This is a genomic window from Amycolatopsis sp. WAC 01375 (assembly GCF_003947325.1).
Classification (GTDB): Bacteria; Actinomycetota; Actinomycetes; order Mycobacteriales; family Pseudonocardiaceae; genus Amycolatopsis.
On sequence record NZ_QHHW01000020.1, the window covers coordinates 1 to 17,789 of the forward strand.

5 protein-coding genes and 2 pseudogenes are annotated in these 17,789 nt (G+C 71.0%); 4 read left to right on the forward strand and 3 right to left on the reverse strand.

Annotated elements, in window-relative coordinates; translation table 11 throughout:
• Positions 1 to 33 precede the first annotated feature (33 nt).
• Positions 34 to 10,251 (forward strand): annotated as a pseudogene (locus tag DL991_RS09935) (SDR family NAD(P)-dependent oxidoreductase); the annotation flags it as partial.
• Positions 10,252 to 10,300: 49 nt separating this feature from the next.
• Positions 10,301 to 11,716 (forward strand): annotated as a pseudogene (locus tag DL991_RS09940) (type I polyketide synthase); the annotation flags it as partial.
• A 381-nt stretch (positions 11,717 to 12,097) separates the two neighbouring features.
• Here DL991_RS09940 and DL991_RS09945 read toward each other — a convergent pair.
• Both DL991_RS09945 and DL991_RS09950 read right to left on the reverse strand, forming a co-directional pair.
• Positions 12,098 to 12,523, reverse strand: a complete 426-nt coding sequence (locus tag DL991_RS09945) for a VOC family protein (protein ID WP_199753899.1) — start codon at positions 12,521 to 12,523, stop codon at positions 12,098 to 12,100.
• 279 nt (positions 12,524 to 12,802) lie between these two features.
• The gene (locus DL991_RS09950; protein ID WP_125783274.1) at positions 12,803 to 13,402 is read right to left on the reverse strand and encodes a TetR/AcrR family transcriptional regulator; all 600 of its coding nucleotides are present in this window, start codon (positions 13,400 to 13,402) and stop codon (positions 12,803 to 12,805) included.
• 393 nt (positions 13,403 to 13,795) lie between these two features.
• Between DL991_RS09950 and DL991_RS09955 the strand changes: the two genes are divergently transcribed.
• The gene (locus DL991_RS09955) at positions 13,796 to 15,115 is read left to right on the forward strand and encodes a PLP-dependent aminotransferase family protein (protein WP_125783276.1); all 1,320 of its coding nucleotides are present in this window, start codon (positions 13,796 to 13,798) and stop codon (positions 15,113 to 15,115) included.
• Positions 15,116 to 15,247: 132 nt separating this feature from the next.
• Here DL991_RS09955 and DL991_RS09960 read toward each other — a convergent pair whose 3' ends face one another.
• Entirely contained in the window at positions 15,248 to 16,864 is a 1,617-nt protein-coding gene (locus DL991_RS09960) for an MFS transporter (RefSeq protein ID WP_125783277.1), read from the reverse strand.
• 77 nt (positions 16,865 to 16,941) lie between these two features.
• Between DL991_RS09960 and DL991_RS09965 the strand changes: the two genes are divergently transcribed.
• A complete protein-coding gene (locus tag DL991_RS09965) occupies positions 16,942 to 17,769 on the forward strand; it encodes an SDR family NAD(P)-dependent oxidoreductase (RefSeq protein WP_125783279.1) in 828 nt (275 codons plus the stop codon).
• The last annotated feature ends 20 nt before the right edge of the window (positions 17,770 to 17,789 follow it).

The window sequence follows — 17,789 nt, forward strand, 5'->3', positions numbered from 1 at the left end:
ACCCCGGCCCCCGCCCCCGCCCCGGCCGCGCCGGTGACCGTCACGGCGGCCGAGGACGAGCCGATCGCGATCGTCGGCATGGCGTGCCGCTATCCCGGCGGGGTCACCACACCCGAGGAGCTCTGGGCGCTCCTGGTCGAGGGCCGGGACGTGATCAGCCCGTTCCCGGGCGACCGGGGCTGGCCCGGTGACCTCTACGACGCCGAGCCGGGCAAGCCGGGCAAGAGCTACTCCGGCTCCGGCGGATTCCTGTACGACGCCGCTGACTTCGACCCGGCGTTCTTCGGCATCAGCCCGCGCGAAGCGCAGGCGATGGATCCGCAGCAGCGGCTGATGCTGGAGACCTCGTGGGAGGTCTTCGAGCGGGCGGGTATCGATCCGCACTCGCTGCGCGGCAGCCGGACCGGCGTGTTCGCGGGTGTCATGTACCACGACTGGGGCACCCGGCTCGCCGACGTCCCCGACGACGTGGCGGCGTACCTGGGCAACGGGAGCCTGGCCAGCGTCGTCTCTGGCCGCGTTGCCTACGCGCTCGGCCTCGAGGGACCCGCGGTCACCGTGGACACCGCGTGCTCGTCGTCGCTGGTCGCCACGCACTGGGCGGTGCAGGCGCTGCGGCGCGGCGAATGTGGGCTCGCGGTGGTGGGCGGTGTGACCGTGATGTCCACACCGGACACCTTCATCGACATGAGCAGGCAGCGCGGCCTGGCCGCCGACGGGCGGTGCAAGTCCTTCGCCTCCGCCGCGGACGGGACCGGCTGGAGCGAGGGCGCCGGCGTGCTGCTGCTGGAGCGGCTGTCCGACGCGCGCCGCAACGGCCGCCCGATCCTCGGTGTCATCCGGGGCAGCGCGGTCAACTCCGATGGCGCGTCCAACGGCCTGACCGCGCCGAACGGGCCGTCCCAGCAGCGGGTGATCACCCAGGCGCTGGCCGATGCCCGGCTTCGACCATCCGATGTGGACGCCGTGGAGGGGCACGGGACCGGCACGACGCTCGGCGATCCGATCGAGGCGCAGGCGCTGCTGGCCACCTATGGGCAGGAACGGCCCGCGCAGGGCACGCCGCTGCTGCTGGGCTCCATCAAGTCGAACATGGGCCACACCCAGGCCGCCGCGGGTGTCGCCGGGATGATCAAGATGCTGCTGGCCATGCGGCACGGCGTCCTGCCCGCGACCCTGCACATCGACGAGCCATCGCCGCAGGTCGAGTGGGATTCCGGCGCGGTCGAGCTGCTGACCGGCACGACGCCGTGGCCCGAGCACGGCCGTCCGCGCCGCGCGGGCGTGTCGTCGTTCGGCATCAGCGGCACCAACGCGCACGTGGTGCTCGAACAGGCCCCGGACGCAGAACCCGCGGTGGCGGGCGTGCTGGCCCCGGTGGAGCCGTGGGTGTTGTCCGCGCATACCCCCGAGGCCCTGGTCGCCCAGGCCGACCGGCTGCGGGAGAGCGTCGAGACCATGGACGAAGCCGCGCTGGCCGCGGTCGGCCGGACTCTGGCGACCGCGCGCGCCCACCTGGAGCACCGCGCCGTCGTGGTCGGCGCCGATCGCGAAGACCTGTTGCGTGGGCTGGCCGCACCTGTGGTGGTCGACAAGGTCCGCGAGGGCAAGGTGGCGTTCTTGTTCACCGGCCAGGGCGCGCAGCGCCTGGGAATGGGTCGCGAGCTGCACTCCACCTTTCCGGCCTTCGCCGCCGCGTTCGACGCCGTCGCGTCCGAAGCGGACAAGTGGCTGGAGCGGCCGCTGCGCGACGTCGTGTGGGGGAAGAACGAGGCCGCACTGAACCGGACCGGTGTCGCCCAGGTGGCGCTGTTCGCCGTGGAGGTCGCCCTGTTCCGGCTGCTGGAGAGCTGGGGCGTCCGGCCGGACTTCCTGGCGGGCCACTCGATCGGCGAGCTCGCCGCCGCGCACGCGGCCGGGGTGCTGACCCTGCCCGACGCCGTACGCCTGGTCGCCGCGCGCGGACGGCTGATGGAGACACTGCCCGACGGTGGGGCCATGGTCGCGGTCCGCGCGAGCGAAGCCGAGGTCGCGGACCTGCTGCCGGACGGGGTCGACATCGCGGCGGTCAACGCGCCGTCGTCGGTCGTGCTGTCCGGGCCGCTGGCCGCGGTGACGGCGGTGGCCGACCGGCTCGCCGCCGACGGGCACAAGACCAGCAGGCTTTCGGTGTCGCATGCTTTCCACTCCGCGCTCATGGAGCCGATGCTCGCCGAGTTCGCCGCCGTCGCCCGCGAGGTGTCCTACGCCGCGCCGACGACCCCGGTCGTGTCGAACGTGTCCGGCGCGCTCACCGATGAGCTGGCCTCGCCCGAATACTGGGTCCGGCATGTGCGCGAAACCGTGCGCTTCGCCGACGGCGTCGGGTTCCTGCTGTCCCAGGGCGTGCGGACCTTCGTCGAGCTGGGTCCGGACGCGATCCTCACCGCCATGGGCGCCGAGTGCGCCGAAGACGCCGGATTCGTCGCGCTGCTGCGGCGCGACCGCCCCGAGGCACGCGAGGTGGTCGCCGGGATCGGCCGGGTGCACGCCCGCGGTGGCCGGGTCGACTGGCCCGCGTATTTCGGGGCGCGCGGCGACCGGGTGGACCTGCCCACTTACGCCTTCCAGCGCAAGCGCTACTGGCTCGACGCGACCACATCGGCAGGCGATGTCGCCGCCGCCGGTCTCGCCCCGGTCGCGCACCCGCTGCTCGCCGCGTCCGTCCCCGTGCCGGACACCGGCGGGTCGGTGCTCACCGGTCGGCTGTCGGCGGACGGCGGCCACTGGGTTGCCGACCACCGCGTGCACGGCACGATCCTGATGCCCGGCACGGGGTTCGTGGAGCTGGCGCTGCGCGCGGGCGAGGAGGTGGACTGCGCCGCGGTCGAGGAGTTGACGCTGCGGCAGCCGATGATCCTGCCCGAACGCGACGGACGCGCGGTGCAGGTCGTCGTCGGCGCGGCCGAGGACGCCGGCAGGCGCACGGTCGCGATCTACTCCAGCGCTCAGGGCGGTCCGTGGGTGCTGCACGCGGAAGGCACGCTGCTGCCTGGACCCGTGGCGCCGGGCGGGGACCTGACCCAGTGGCCGCCCGCCGACGCGACCCCCTTGCCGGTCGACGGCGTGTACGAGCGCCTGGTCGGCCGCGGCTACGGCTACGGACCGACCTTCCAGGGCCTCACCGCGGCCTGGCGCCGGGGCGAGGACGTGTTCGCCGAGGTCACCCTCCCGGAGGCCGCCCGCGCGGAGGCCGCCCGGTTCGGGCTGCACCCGGCCCTGCTCGACGCCGCCATGCACGCGGACCTGCTCGATGCGAACGGCAACGCCGATGGCGACACCCTGCTGCCGTTCTCCTGGAACGGGGTGTCCCTGCACGCGGCGGGCGCGACCGCGCTGCGCGTGCACCTGCGCCGCGTCCGAGGCGACGAGGTGTCGGCGATATTCGTCGCCGACCAGACGGGCCGCCCGGTCGCCACCGTGCGCTCCCTGGTCTCCCGGCCCGTCTCGGCAGGGCAGCTCGTGGCTCGACCCGACGCCCGCGACGTCCCGCTGCGCGTCCAGTGGCGTCCGGCCGCGCTGCCGGACATCGCGTCCGCCGTGCCTGAACTCGCGGAGATCGGCCCTGACATCCCGGCCGTCGTCCGCTTCACCGTGCCCGCGCCGACCTCCGCGGACGTCCCGGAGGCGGTGCGCGAGGTCGCCGACACCGTGCTCGCCGCGGTGCGCGGCTGGCTGGCCGACGAGCGGTTCGCGGCGTCCCGGCTCGCCGTCGTGACCCGGGACGCGGTCGGCACGCAGCCGCCCGGCCTGGCCCACGCCCCGGTATGGGGCCTGATCCGGGCCGCCGAGGCGGAGAACCCCGGCCGGTTCCTGCTGATCGACACCGACGCCGATTCAACGGCCTTGATCCCCGCGGCCGCGGCGACCGGCGAGCCGGAGATCGCGCTGCGCTCCACCACGGCCCACGTGCCGAGGCTGGTGCCGGCAACCGGCGGCGGCGGTGCCGCACCCTGGACAGGCGCTGTGCTGATCACCGGCGGCACCAGCGGACTCGGCGCGCTCGTCGCCCGGCACCTGGTGGTCAAGCACGCGGTCCGCAAGCTCGTGTTGACCAGCAGGCGCGGATCCGACGCCCCCGGCGCGACGAAGCTGATGGCCGAACTTCTCGAACTCGGCGTGGATGTCACCATCAGGGCCTGCGACGTCAGCGACCGCGATGCCGTCGCCGCGCTGATCGCCGCGCACCCCGACCTGCGCGCCGTTGTGCACGCGGCGGGGGTCGCGGACAACGCCCTCGTCGCCGAGGTGACGGCCGAGCGGATGGACACCGTCCTCGCGCCCAAGGCGGACGCGGCCTGGCACCTGCACCAGCTGACCCGCGACCTCGACCTGGCCGCGTTCGTGCTGTTCTCGTCGGCGGGCGGCATGGTGCTGGCTGCCGGGCAGGCCAACTACGCCGCCGCCAACCTCTTCCTGGACGCGCTGGCCGAGCGCCGCCGCGCCGAGGGACTGCCCGCGACCGCGCTGGCCTTCGGCATGTGGGACGTCGACACCGGCCTCGGCGCGATCACCGATGCAGACCGAGACCGCATGCGCCGCCTCGGCACCCCGGCGATGTCCGCAGAGCTCGGGCTGGCCCTGTTCGACGCCGCCGTCGCCGGTGATGACCCGGTGGCCGTGCCACTGCCGGTCGACCCGGCCGCCCTGCGGGCGCGGGCCGATGAGATCCCCGCCCTGCTGCGGGCGTTCGTCCCCAGGCCGGTACGCCGCGCCGCGACCGAGGACGCCGCCCCCGGCGGGCTCGCCGCGCGCGTCGCCGGGCTCACCCCCGCCGAGCGGGACCGGATGCTGCTCGACCTCGTCCGCACGCATGTGGCGGTCGTCCTCGGCCACGGTGGGCCGGACGCGGTCGAGCCGGACAAGGCGTTCTCCGCGCTCGGCTTCGACTCACTCGCCGCGGTCGAACTGCGCAACGCCCTGAACGGCGCGACCGGATTGCGGCTGCCCGCCACCCTCGTGTTCGACCACCCGACCTCGCGCGAGGTCGCAGAACTGGTGGCGGGGAGCATCCAGCCGGTCAAGCCCGCAGCGGTGACCGCCAAAGCCGTGACCGCCGCGGACGACGACCCGGTCGTCATCGTCGGCATCAGCTGCCGGTTCCCCGGCGGGGTCGGCTCGCCCGAGGACCTCTGGCGGCTCGTGGCCGATGGCGTCGACGCCACCGGGGACTTCCCCGCGGGCCGCGGCTGGGACCCGGCCGCGATCTACCACCCGGAACCCGGCACCCCAGGCAAGACCTATGCTCGGCGCGGCGGATTCCTCCACGACGCCGCCGAGTTCGACCCGGAGTTCTTCGGGATCATGCCGCGTGAGGCGCTGGCCATGGACCCGCAGCAGCGGCTGCTGCTGCAGGGTGCGTGGGAGGTCTTCGAGCGCGCGGGCATCGACCCGCTCTCGGTGCGCGGCAGCCGGACCGGCGTCTATGTCGGCTTGATGTACCACGAGTACGGTGCGCAGGCAGGCCGTGTGCCCGACGACCTGGCCGCCTATCTCGGCAACGGCAGCGCGGGCAGCATCGCCTCCGGTCGCGTCGCTTATGCGCTCGGACTGGAGGGCCCGGCCGTCACCGTCGACACCGCGTGCTCGTCGTCGCTGGTCGCATTGCATATGGCCTGCCAGGCGGTGCGGTCCGGCGAGGTCGGCATGGCGATCGCGGGCGGCGTCACGGTAATGCCCACCCCGGACATCTTCGTCGACTTCAGCCAGCAGCGCGGGCTCGCCGCCGACGGCCGGTGCAAGGCATTCGCCTCCGCCGCCGACGGCACCGGCTGGTCGGAGGGCATCGGGCTGCTGCTGGTCGAGCGGCTGTCCGTTGCCCGCGAGCACGGCCACACCGTGCTGGCCACCGTACGGTCCTCGGCGATCAACCAGGACGGCGCGTCCAACGGGCTCACCGCGCCGAACGGGCCGTCGCAGCAGCGCGTCATCGCACAGGCGCTGGCCGCCGCCGGACTCTCTCCGTCCGATGTGGACGCAGTCGAGGGCCATGGGACCGGCACCCGCCTCGGCGACCCGATCGAGGCGCAGGCACTGCTTGCCACGTACGGGCAGGACCGCGCGGAACCGCTGTGGTTGGGCTCCATCAAGTCGAACCTTGGCCACGCGCAGGCCGCCGCGGGTGTCAGCGGCGTCATCAAGATGGTGATGGCACTGCGCCACGGCGTGCTGCCCAAGACGCTGCACGTGGACGAGCCGTCCGCGGCCGTCGACTGGGACAGCGGCGCGGTCCGGCTGCTCACCGAGTCGCGGGACTGGCCGAGCGTCGAGCGCCCGCGCCGCGCGGCAGTGTCGTCCTTCGGACTCAGCGGCACCAACGCGCACATCATCCTGGAGCAGGCGCCGGAGCCGGCGACGGTCTCCGAGGCAGGCGAGTCACTGCCGGTCGTGCCGCTGACCGTGTCCGCGCGCACCGCCGATGCCCTGCCCGAGCAGGCGGCCCGGCTCGCCGCGCACCTGCGTGGATCGGATCTGATCGACACCGCGTACTCGATGGCCACGTCGCGTGCCGCGCTGGAGCACCGGGCGGTGATCGTCGCCGCCGACCGTGCGTCCGCACTGTCTGCTTTGGACGCTCTTGCCGCCGGTGAGTCCGCTTCCGGCGTCAGCACCGGAACCGGCCGGTCCACCGGGCTGAGCGCGGTTCTGTTCACCGGACAGGGCTCGCAGCGGATCGGAATGGGTCGTGAGCTGCATGCGGTGTTCCCGGTGTTCGCTGACGCGTTCGACGCGGCCGCCGACGAGCTGGACCGGCACCTGCCGCGTCCGCTGCGCGAGGTCGTGTGGGGCGAGGACCAGGATCTGCTCAACCGCACGGAGTTCGCGCAGCCCGCGCTCTTCGCCGTGGAGGTCGCCCTGTTCGGCTTGATGGAGTCCTGGGGCGTGCTCCCGGACTTCCTCGTCGGGCACTCGATCGGCGAACTGGCCGCCGCGCACGTCGCGGGCGTGTGGTCGCTGCCGGACGCGGCCAGGATCGTGGCCGCGCGCGGCGGTCTCATGCAGGCGCTGCCGCCGGGCGGTGCGATGCTGGCCGTCGCGGGCACCGAGGACGAGGTCCTCGGGCTGTGCACCGAGCGTGTCGGGCTGGCGGCCGTGAACGGTCCGACCGCGGTCGTGCTGTCCGGGGCCGAGGGCGCGATCCTCGAGATCGAGGCGCAGTTCCGGGCCGGGGGCCGCAAGGTCAAGCGGCTCGCGGTGTCGCACGCGTTCCACTCGCCGCTCATGGAGCCGATGCTGGCCGAGTTCGAGGCGGTGGTCGCCGGTGCTGCCGCCGAGCGGCCCCGGATTCCGATCGTGTCGACGGTGACCGGTGCGCTGCTCACCGAGTGGGGCGACCCGGCGTACTGGGCGCGCCAGGTGCGCGAGCCGGTCCGCTTCGCCCTCGCACTGTCCACTCTGGACACCTCTGGCGTCACCACCGGTCTTGAACTCGGACCCGACGCCGTCCTCGCCCCGATGGGCGCGGAGACGCTGTCGGCGACGTTCGTCGCGGCACAGCGTGCCGACGTGCCCGAGACCGCGGCCCTGATGGCCGCGCTGGGCAGGCTGCACGTGTCCGGCGCCGAGATCGACTGGTCCTCGGTGTTCGCCGGTCGCGGTGCACGGCGGATCGACCTGCCGACATATGCCTTCGAGCGGCGGCCGTTCTGGCTGCGGCCCGCGCCCGCCGACACCACGGGCACCGGTCACCCGCTGCTGACCGCCACCGTCGAACTGCCCGAGTCCGGGGCGGTGGTGCTCACCGGCCGCGTCTCCACCGGCGCCCACCCGTGGGTCGCCGACCACACGGTTCTCGGCAGCGTGCTGCTACCCGGCGCCGCCCTGGTGGACCTGGCCACCCGGGCTGGGGACGAGGTCGGCCTCGGCACGCTCGACGAACTCGTGCTCGAAGCGCCTATGGTGCTGCCCGCGGAGGGTGCGCTCGCGCTGCGGATCGTGGTCGACGCCGTGGGTGGCGACGGCGCGCGGGCGGTCCGGCTGTACTCGCGCCCGGAGAACGCGGCGGGGGAGTGGACCCGGCACGGGACCGGGCTCCTGACCGCCGTCGCGATCGAAGGGGATGAGCTGACCGCGTGGCCGCCCGCGGGCGCTGACCCGCTGCCCCTGGACGACCCGTACGGCAGACTGCTTGGTCGCGGCTACGCCTACGGCCCGGCTTTCCAGTGCCTGCGTGCGGCCTGGCGGTCCGGCGACGACCTCTACGCCGAGGTCGAGCTGCCCGAGACCACCGACCCCGATGGCTACGGCCTGCACCCGGCGCTGCTCGACGCCGCCAGCCACGTCGACCTGCTCGCGGGCGATGGCGGCGACACCATCCTGCCGTTCTCCTGGCACGGCGTCACCCTGCACGCGATCGGCGCGACCCGGCTGCGGGTGCGGCTGCGCAGGCTGCGCGGCAGCGAGACGACCGCCCTGCACGTCGCGGACGCGGCGGGCAAGCCGGTCGCCACCGTCGCGAGCCTGGTGTCCCGCCCGGTGACCGCCGGGCAGCTCGCTACTCGCGCCGACTCGCTGTACGAGGTGGCGTGGCGACCGGTCGAGCTCCCGGCCGACGCGACCGGCCACGAGGTACACCAGGTGGTCGCGTCCGACGGCGAAATCCCGTCGGCGGCCCGCGCGGTCGTCGCCGACACCCTTGACGCGGTTCGCGACTGGCTGGCGACCGACCCGGCCGAGACCCTGGTCGTACTGACCCACAACGCGGTCGTGGTAACCGACGAACGGGTCGACCTGGTGCAGGCCCCGGTGTGGGGCCTGGTCCGCGCCGCTCAAGCCGAACGGCCCGGACGGATCGTGCTCGTCGACACCGATGGGACCCCGGAGTCCGACGCGCTGATCGGCCGAGCCGTGGCCTGCGGCGAGCCGGAGATCGCGCTGCGCACGGGCGTCGCCTCCGTGCCAAGGCTGGCCGCCGCCGAAGCGTCCGTACAGGACGTCAGCTGGGATCCGGACGGCACAGTGCTCGTCACCGGCGGCACCGGCGGTCTTGGCGCGCTTGTCGCCCGGCACCTGGTCGCCGAGCACGGCGTGCGCCGACTCGTCCTGACCAGCAGGCGCGGACCGGACGCGTCCGGCGCGGCCGACCTGCGCGCCGAACTGACCGAGGCGGGCGCGAATGTCGTCGTCGTGGCCTGCGACGTGACCGACCCGGCGGCGCTGGACCGCCTGGTCGCCTGTCATCCCCCGCGCGCCATCGTGCACGCCGCGGGCGTTGTCGATGACGGCGTGCTCGACTCGTTGACACCAGAGCGGCTCGACACCGTGTTGCGGCCGAAGGTGGACGCGGCCTGGCGGTTGCACGAGCTGACCGACGGTATGGCGCTGACCGCGTTTGTGCTGTTCTCGTCCACCACCGGCATCCTCGACAACGCGGGCCAGGCAGGCTACGCCGCGGCGAATGTCTTCCTCGACGCGCTCGCCCGCCACCGCCGGGCGGCCGGGCTGCCCGCGCATTCGCTGGCCTGGCACCTTTGGGCGGGCGAGGGCATGGGTTCGAGGCTGGACGGGTCGGTCGTCGACCGGCAGCGGCGGCGCGGCACGCCCGAGATCGAGCCCGACGATGGCCTGCGGCTCTTCGACGCCGCCATGGCGCTGGACGCGCCCGTGCTGGTGCCGATGCGCCTGAACCTCCCTGCCGTCGCGGCGTCGGATGCGCCGGTCCTGCTGTCTGAGCTCGTCGCGGGCGGGTCGGCCCGGATCGAGCGGGCGGCCGCGACCGTCGCGGTGGCGCGCGACGAGGTCGGCTTGCTGGACCGCCTGGCCCCGCTGTCGGCGGATCAGCGGGGGCGGGAGGTACTGGACGTGGTGTGCGCCCACGTCGCGGGCGTCCGGCACCAGTCCGGCCCGATCGACCACGATCGTGGCTTCACGGAGCTGGGTTTGGACTCGCTGGCAGCCATCGAACTGCGCAACCGGCTCGCCGAGACCACCGGTCTTCGCCTGCCCGCCACGCTCATGTTCGACTACCCGACCGCCGCCGCTCTGGCTCGGTACCTGCTCGACGAACTAGCCGACGAACTGCCGGAAGCGGCCGAGGACGACCCCATGGGCGAGACCGAGATCCGCGCTGTGCTGCGGGAGATTCCGCTGGAGCGGCTGCGGGCGGCGGGCCTGCTCGACGCCCTGCTCGGCCTCGCCGGCCCCGCGTCGCCGCAGCCTGCCGAAGGCAGCATCGACGACCTGGTCCGCGCGGCGCTCGCGGCGACGGAGTGACCGTGGACGAGATCATCGCGGCGCTGAGCGAGTGCCTTGACGACGAGGAGTGGTCCGCCGTGCCCGCCCTCGCACCACCGATTCGATGACTGGTCTGGGAGGCAAGCACATGGACGCGTCTGTCGACCAGATCGTCGAGGCGCTGCGCAAGTCCGTCGCGGACAACGAACGGCTGCGCGAGCAGACGACCCGGCTGACCGAGCCCATCGCAGTGGTCGGGATGGCCTGCCGTTTCCCTGGCGGTGTCGAGTCGCCAGAGGACCTGTGGCAGCTCGTCGCTGACGGCCGTGACGCGGTGACCGAGTTCCCCACCGACCGCGGTTGGGATATCGGGACGCTCTATGACCCGGAGCCGGGCAAGCCGGGCAAGATCATCACTCGGGAAGGAGCGTTCCTGCACGACGCCGCCGACTTCGACAACGAGCTGTTCGGCATCTCGCCGCGCGAAGCGCGGGAGATGGATCCGCAGCAGCGGGTGTTGTTGGAGACAGCCTGGCAGACGTTCGAGAGTGCCCGGATCGATCCGTTGGGGCTGCAGGGGAGTCGGGTCGGGGTCTTCACCGGTGTGATGTACCACGACTACACCGGCGCCGATGGCGGCGGCAGCTTGGTCAGCGGGCGGGTCGCGTTCACGTTCGGGCTGGAAGGGCCCGCGGTGTCGGTGGATACCGCTTGTTCCTCGTCACTGGTGGCACTGCACCTGGCGGTGCAGGCGCTGCGGTCGGGTGAGTGTCCGCTGGCGCTGGCGGGCGGGGTGACCGTCATGGCCACGCCGGAGACGTTCCAGTACTTCAGCAAACAGCGTGGCCTGGCTCCAGACGGGCGGTGCAAGTCCTTCGCGGCTGCCGCGGATGGGACCGGCTGGGGAGAGGGGTGCGGGATTCTCCTGCTGGAACGGCTTTCCGACGCTGTCCGTAATGGCAGGCGGGTGCTGGCACTGGTGCGCTCGTCGGCCACGAACCAGGATGGCGCGTCCAGCGGTATGACGGCACCGAACGGCCCTTCCCAGCAGCGTGTCATCCGCCAAGCATTGTCCGATGCCGGCCTGACCGGCGCCGACGTCGACGCCGTCGAAGCCCACGGCACCGGCACCCGCCTTGGCGATCCGATCGAGGCGCAAGCGTTGTTGGCCACGTACGGGCGGGATCGGCGGGCCGATCCGCTCATGGTGGGATCCATCAAGTCGAACCTGGGTCACACGCAGGCAGCCGCTGGTGTCGCCGGGGTCATCAAGATGATCATGGCGATGCGACACGGAAAGTTGCCGAAGACGCTGCACGTTGATCAGCCGACGCCCCAGGTGGACTGGGAATCCGGTGCCGTCTCACTGCTCACCGAGCCTTGTCCGTGGCCGCGGAAGGAGCGGCCGCGACGAGCCGCGGTGTCGTCGTTCGGGATCAGTGGGACGAACGCCCATGTGATCATCGAAGAACCGGCATCGGCCAGTAACGCCTCGGACTCGCCACCGAAGTAGTTCTCATCCCGATGATGGTCTGGCCCGGCCGGTCAGCGTGGGGTCGTTGTGGAAGTTATCCGGACGGGGCCTGATGTTCGCCGGCCTTCGCACCGGTCGACGCGAACCCGATCGGCACGGACGAGTCGGTCTGAGGCCCGGTATCGAGATTGCTCTTGATCCGTTTCCTCAGACCGCTCGCCGAACACCGGGCTCTCCAAGGTTTCTGTCGTCAGGGCTCTTCAGTGTCCGACCGAGGTCGATCAACCCGATGCCGCCCAAACGCCCGACTGCTTCAGCAGGCCATCCACTTTGACGCGCAGCGCCGTCGCGAGGGCATCCGGCGTTTGCCGTCACAAATCGGCTTTTGGGCGCCCCCTGGGAATAGGTCACTCAGTCCGGAGAGGCCTGTAGCTCCACCAGGGTCCCCGCCGGATCCCGCAGGTACGCGATCCGGACGTCAGAGCCCCACTCCGGGCGGGCGGCCGCCGCGCTCACGATCGTGGCGCCTGCGGCGGTGAAGACGTTCTGCGCGATGTCCACGTCGGCCAGTCGGAGGACGATGATGGATTGGTCGCCGGTGGATCCCGTGGTCTCCGCGAGCATACCGGTCATTGCGGCGCGGTCGAGGACGGCGATAGCGGGCTGCCTGTCCAGATCGGTGTCCCAGCGGGCGTATGGGCCCTCCGCCGAGCCCTCGGCAAGCTTGGCGCCGATCACCTGGGGCAGCACAGTGTCGTAGAAGCGGAACACGGCGGCGAAGTCGTCGACGAGCAGTCGCGGGTGCAGTGTGTTCACTAGCTTGAATGGCCGGGTCATTGCGCTCCTTGTCGGCGCGGGCGATGCGGTGCGGCTTCGACGCTAGACCGGTCCGAGAGACGCCACTTCCCCTAGCGGCCCCTAGGCCGTGTCCTGTGAGTTTCGCCTGGCGTGCTGAACTGCGGAAAGGGAGCGGGGGACCTTTGGTGTCGCGGGAGCGGTGTGTGGATATAGGGACGTTGAGTGTCCCTATATCCACACGGTCACCGCGCAAGAGAGCATGCAGGACACGGCCTAGGGTCCTGGGTCGTTAGCAATACGTACGTATGTGCGGCAAGATCAGCGGTGCAGTGCCGCCGTCGTGATCCCGCCGACGATCGTGCGCGCCGCGATGGCCAGGTCCTTGCCCGTCGGCGCGTTCTCCGGGTCGATGAGCCACTGGGCCATCACGCCGGTCAGCAGGGCCTGGTAGAACGAGCCGACGGCGCGGACGGTGACGTCGTCGTTTTCCGGGCGCCGGTCGAGGAACGTGTCGGCCATGCCGAGGCGGGCTTCGTCGAGACCGCTTGCGAGGACGGCGCGGACCTCGGGAACGTGCTGGATCTGGGCGAAGGTCTCGAAATTGGCGGCCCACATTTGCCGGTGCGTGGCGAACAGCTCCACGATCCTGGTCCACACGGCCTCGAAGTGCTCCAGGGACGCCGCGCCGCCGTCGATGTTCACCCCGGCGGCCATCGCCTGGTCAAGGGCCTCGCCCCACTCGCTGTTCGACTGGATCAGCGCCTCGTTGAGCAGCGCCTCTTTGGAGCCGAAGTGGTAGCCGATGGAGGCCAGGTTGGCTCCGGACGCCGCCACGATGTCGCGGGCGGTGGTACGGGCGTACCCCTTCTCGATGAGGCAGCGCTTGGCGCCTGCCAGGAGATCCTCGCGATGTCCCATCGGCTCAACCTACCTCATGTCCTATACGCACGTCAGACGGGCATGGCACCCGTTACCGTGTCGATGTCGAGGTGGCAGACCGGCTTGGGCGGCCGCGGGTGTTCAGCAAATGATTTCATCCGAGGACCTGTGCGCGCAGCACTCTGGCGGGTCCGGTTTCGAATGTAGGGGTACGGCCGGCCGATTAGGGGTGAGCAAGCGCGCGCTCTGGGGTGCTTCCGCCGGTATGCGCGTTGACCGGGACGGAAGGCCGTCATTAGGCTGGCCGCAGTTTTTGGAAACGGGCCGGTCCGTTTCGTTCATGACGGTGTGCGGTCGGATTTACCGCGTCCGTTCGGCCATTGTTTTCACGACGTGGCCAGGTGTGCCCGACATCCCTGACGGAAGGCAGTTATGACGACCGATCAGAAAGCCGTGGAACTGGCGCTCCACGAATTGCACGGTTCGCTGGACACCCCGTTCACCGAGTCGATGAACCTGCTCAACGAAGTCTCCTACCGGTACCTGCACTCCATCTCGCTGGCCGCGGGCCGTCCGCACGAGGGCTTCTTCGACCCCGCCGTGCTGCCCCGCTACATCGAGACGTTCCGCGAGCACCTGCGCGCCGTGTTCAAGGGCAACGAGTATTGGGTCAATCGCACCCTGCTGCAGTACGGCCGGACCAAGGGCGTCATCCACGACCTCATCGCCAAGCACCTCGAGATCGACGAAAAGATCACTGTCGATCCCGAGACCATAGTGGTGACAGTCGGCTGCCAGGAGGCCCTCTACCTCACCGTCCGCGCGCTGCGCCGCACCGAGAAGGACGCGCTGCTCGCCGTCTTCCCTTGCTACTTCGGCGTCTCCGGGGCCGCGGAGCTGGCGGACATGCCGGTCCTGGCGGTCAAGGACTCCGCCGACGGCGTCGATGTCGACGACCTGGTCGCGGTCGTGACCAAGGCCAAGGCCGACGGCCTGCGGCCGCGCGCGCTGTATCTGGTGCCCGACTTCGCCAACCCGACCGGCACCACCATCCCGGCGCCGGTCCGGGAGAAGTTGCTCGCCCTGGCCGACGAGCACGACTTCCTCATCATCGAGGACAACCCGTACGGTCTGCTCACCGACGACCCGGAACAGCCGCGCACCCTCAAGGCGATGGACACCAACCGCCGCGTCGTCTACTGCAGCTCGTTCGCCAAGTCCGGTATCCCGGCCGCCCGCGTCGGCTACGTGATCGCCGACCAGGTCGTCACCGGCGGCAAGCAGGGCGCGGAGACGCTGTCGGACCAGCTGGCCCGGATCAAGAGCATGCTCACGGTCAACACCTCGCCGATCGCGCAGGCCGTCATCGGCGGCAAGCTGATCGAGAACGACTTCAGCCTGCGCGCGGCCAACGTCCGCGAGACTCGCATCTACCTGGGCAACCTGGAGGTCGCGCTGAAGACGCTGACCGAGCTGTTCCCGGACGGCTCGACCCCGGAGGTCACCTGGAATGTGCCAAGGGGCGGGTTCTTCGTGATCTTGACCGTGCCGTTCGCCGTCACCGACGAGATGCTGGCCCGCTGCGGCCGCGACCACGACGTGCTGTGGACGCCGATGCACCATTTCTACGGCGACGGCGTCCCGCGCAATCAGATCCGTATCTCGATCAGTGCGGTGAACGAGGATGAGATTCGCACCGGCCTGGCGAGCCTGGCGCGTTTTCTGAAAGAGGAGCACGACAGCCAGTCCTGAAAGAAGCCGAAAACACGAACGGCCTGGCCGGAGATCCGGCCAGGCCGTTCGTGTTTTCCGGAAGTGCCTCCGGGTCGGTCACAAAAAAGGGGAACACGGCTGTCGACTGACCGTGTTCCCCTTTTTCCGGGCTCAATGGGTGGGCGCGGAAGTTCCGCCGGCGACGTTCTGCGCGGCCGCCGCGGCCGGCCCGGTCTCGGCGGGAGGCTCGACCTCGTCGTCGGCGTCCGCATCGGTCGGGACGTCGGTGATGTGGTGCAGCCGGACCAGCGCGAAGATCGCCGCGGCGATCAGCACGCCCGCCGCGGTGAACAACGCTGGGCTCAGCGAGGCCACGAACGCCTCCTGCGCCGCCCGCACCAACTCGCCGCGCTCCGGCTCAGGGAGCGTGACGGCGGAGTTCAGCGCGCCACCCAGCGTCTGCTGAGCCGCGTCGACGGTCCCTTGCGGGAGTCCGGAAGGGATAGACGCGGCCAACGTGCGGCCGAACACCGCGGCGCCGATGGTGCCCAACACGGCGATGCCGAGCGCGGCCCCGAGTTCCTGCGCGGTCTGCAGCAGCGCCGAGATCCGACCGGACTGCGCCGCCGGCGCGGTGCCCACGATCCAGTCTGTGACCACGGTGCTGGCCATCACCACACCGCAGCCCATACAGACCGCGGCCGCGACGATCAGTGGCAGGTCCTTCTCCAGCGTCAGCCGCGTCATCATGAAACACCCGCTCGCCGCGATCGCGAAACCGATCGCGATGACGTAGGCGGGTCGCATCCGACCGACCATGTACGCCACCAGTGGCCCGGTGATGGTGATGCCGATCGGACTGGCCATCGTCCACAGTGCGGCTTCCAGCGGGCTCATCCGCAGCACCTCCATGAGGTACTGCGTCATGTAGATGCCGAAACCGACCATCGTGAAGTACACGACCAGGTTCATGCTGATCGCTGGGCCGAAGCCGCGGGTGCGGAACAGATTCAGGTCGATCATCGGATCGGGGTGGGTGACCTGGCGTCGCAGGAACATCGCCCCCAGCACGAGACCGACCGCGATAGCCGCGATGGAACCGAGTGAGGCTCCGTGCACGGCCAGTTCCTTGCAGCCCCAGACGATCGGCAGCACGGCGGTCAGCGAGAGCAGGGCCGAGACGAAGTTCAGCCGCGCCCCCTCCGCCCGGTACTCCGGCACGAACGCAGGCGCGAGCAGCAGCAACAGAATCACGAACGGCAGGTTGACCAGGAAGATCGAGCCCCACCAGAACCAGTTGAGCAGCAGACCGGAGAACACCGGCCCCAGCGCGGAGCCGGCGCCCATGCCGATCGTCCACACCGCGATGGCGGTGCGGCGCTGCTTGGCGTCGTTGAACATGCTGCGGATCAGGCCGAGGGTCGACGGCATCAGCGTCGCACCGCCGACGCCCTGCAGCGCACGAGCGATGATCAGGGTCTCCGGACTTCCGGAGAATGCGGCCAGCACGGACGCGGCGCCGAAGAGGATGGTGCCGATGATCAGCAGGCGGCGCCTGCCGATCCGATCGCCGATACCTCCCATGGTGATGAGCAGCGCGGCGAGGATGAAGCCGTAGATGTCGATCATCCACAGTTGCTGGGTGCTGGTCGGATGAAGGTCGGCATTGATGGACGGAAGGGCGAAGTACAGAACCGTGATGTCCATGGAGACGAGGAGTACGGGCAGGATCAGGACCGCAAGCCCGATCCACGCCTTGCACCCCGCCTTGGCTGCAGTAGGAGGCATGACAAAACTATACATATGTCAGGTACGCGCGTATAGTACTTCCGTACAGATCCATCTTGGGAGTTGGGGAGAGCTTGATGAGCCTGTCGGGGAAGACCATCGTGGTGACCGGTGCCAGTTCCGGGCTCGGCGAGACCGCGGCGCGCGAGTTCGCGCGCCGTGGCGCCGTCGTCGTCCCGATCGGCCGGTCACCGCGCAAGGCCCAGGCCGTGGCCGTCGACCTGGGCGTCGAGCCCCTGACGGCGGACTTCGCCCATCTCGCCGAGGTCCGCGGCCTCGCCGCGACGCTGCTCGACCGATGTCCAAAGATCGACGTCCTGGTGAACAACGCGGCGGGGATCTGGCCCCGGCGGATCATGACCGAAGACGGAAACGAGAAGTCGTTCCAGGTCAACGCGCTGGCACCGTACCTGCTGACCCGGCTGCTGCTCGACCGGGTGCTCGCCAGTGGTGGGAGGGTCATCAACACCTCATCCCAGACGGTCGAGGACCGCAAGCAGATCGACCTCGACGACCTCGACGTGTCGGGCGAGTACGAGCCGTACGAGGCATACTCGCTGAGCAAGCTGGCGCTCGCGCTGCTGACCCGGGAGTTCGCCCGGCGTTACCCGGAGCTGCCGATCGCCGACTTCCACCCGGGGGTGTACGTCGCCGGACTGGCCCGGGAGCTGCCGATGCAGCGCGTCCTCGCCATGCCTCCGATGCGGCACGTGGTGGAGTTCTTCGTCAGCACGGCGGAGGAGGGGGCGAAGACGATGATCCACCTCGCCGAGACCCAGTCCCCGCTGCGCGGCGACTACTACGCCGACTCCCGGCGCACCGACGCGGGCCGCAGCGCCGAGGATGCCGACGTGGCCGGCAGGCTGTGGGATATCGCGGCCCGCCGGGTCGGCCTGCCCGGATGAGGAGTCTGGTGGGTCAGCAC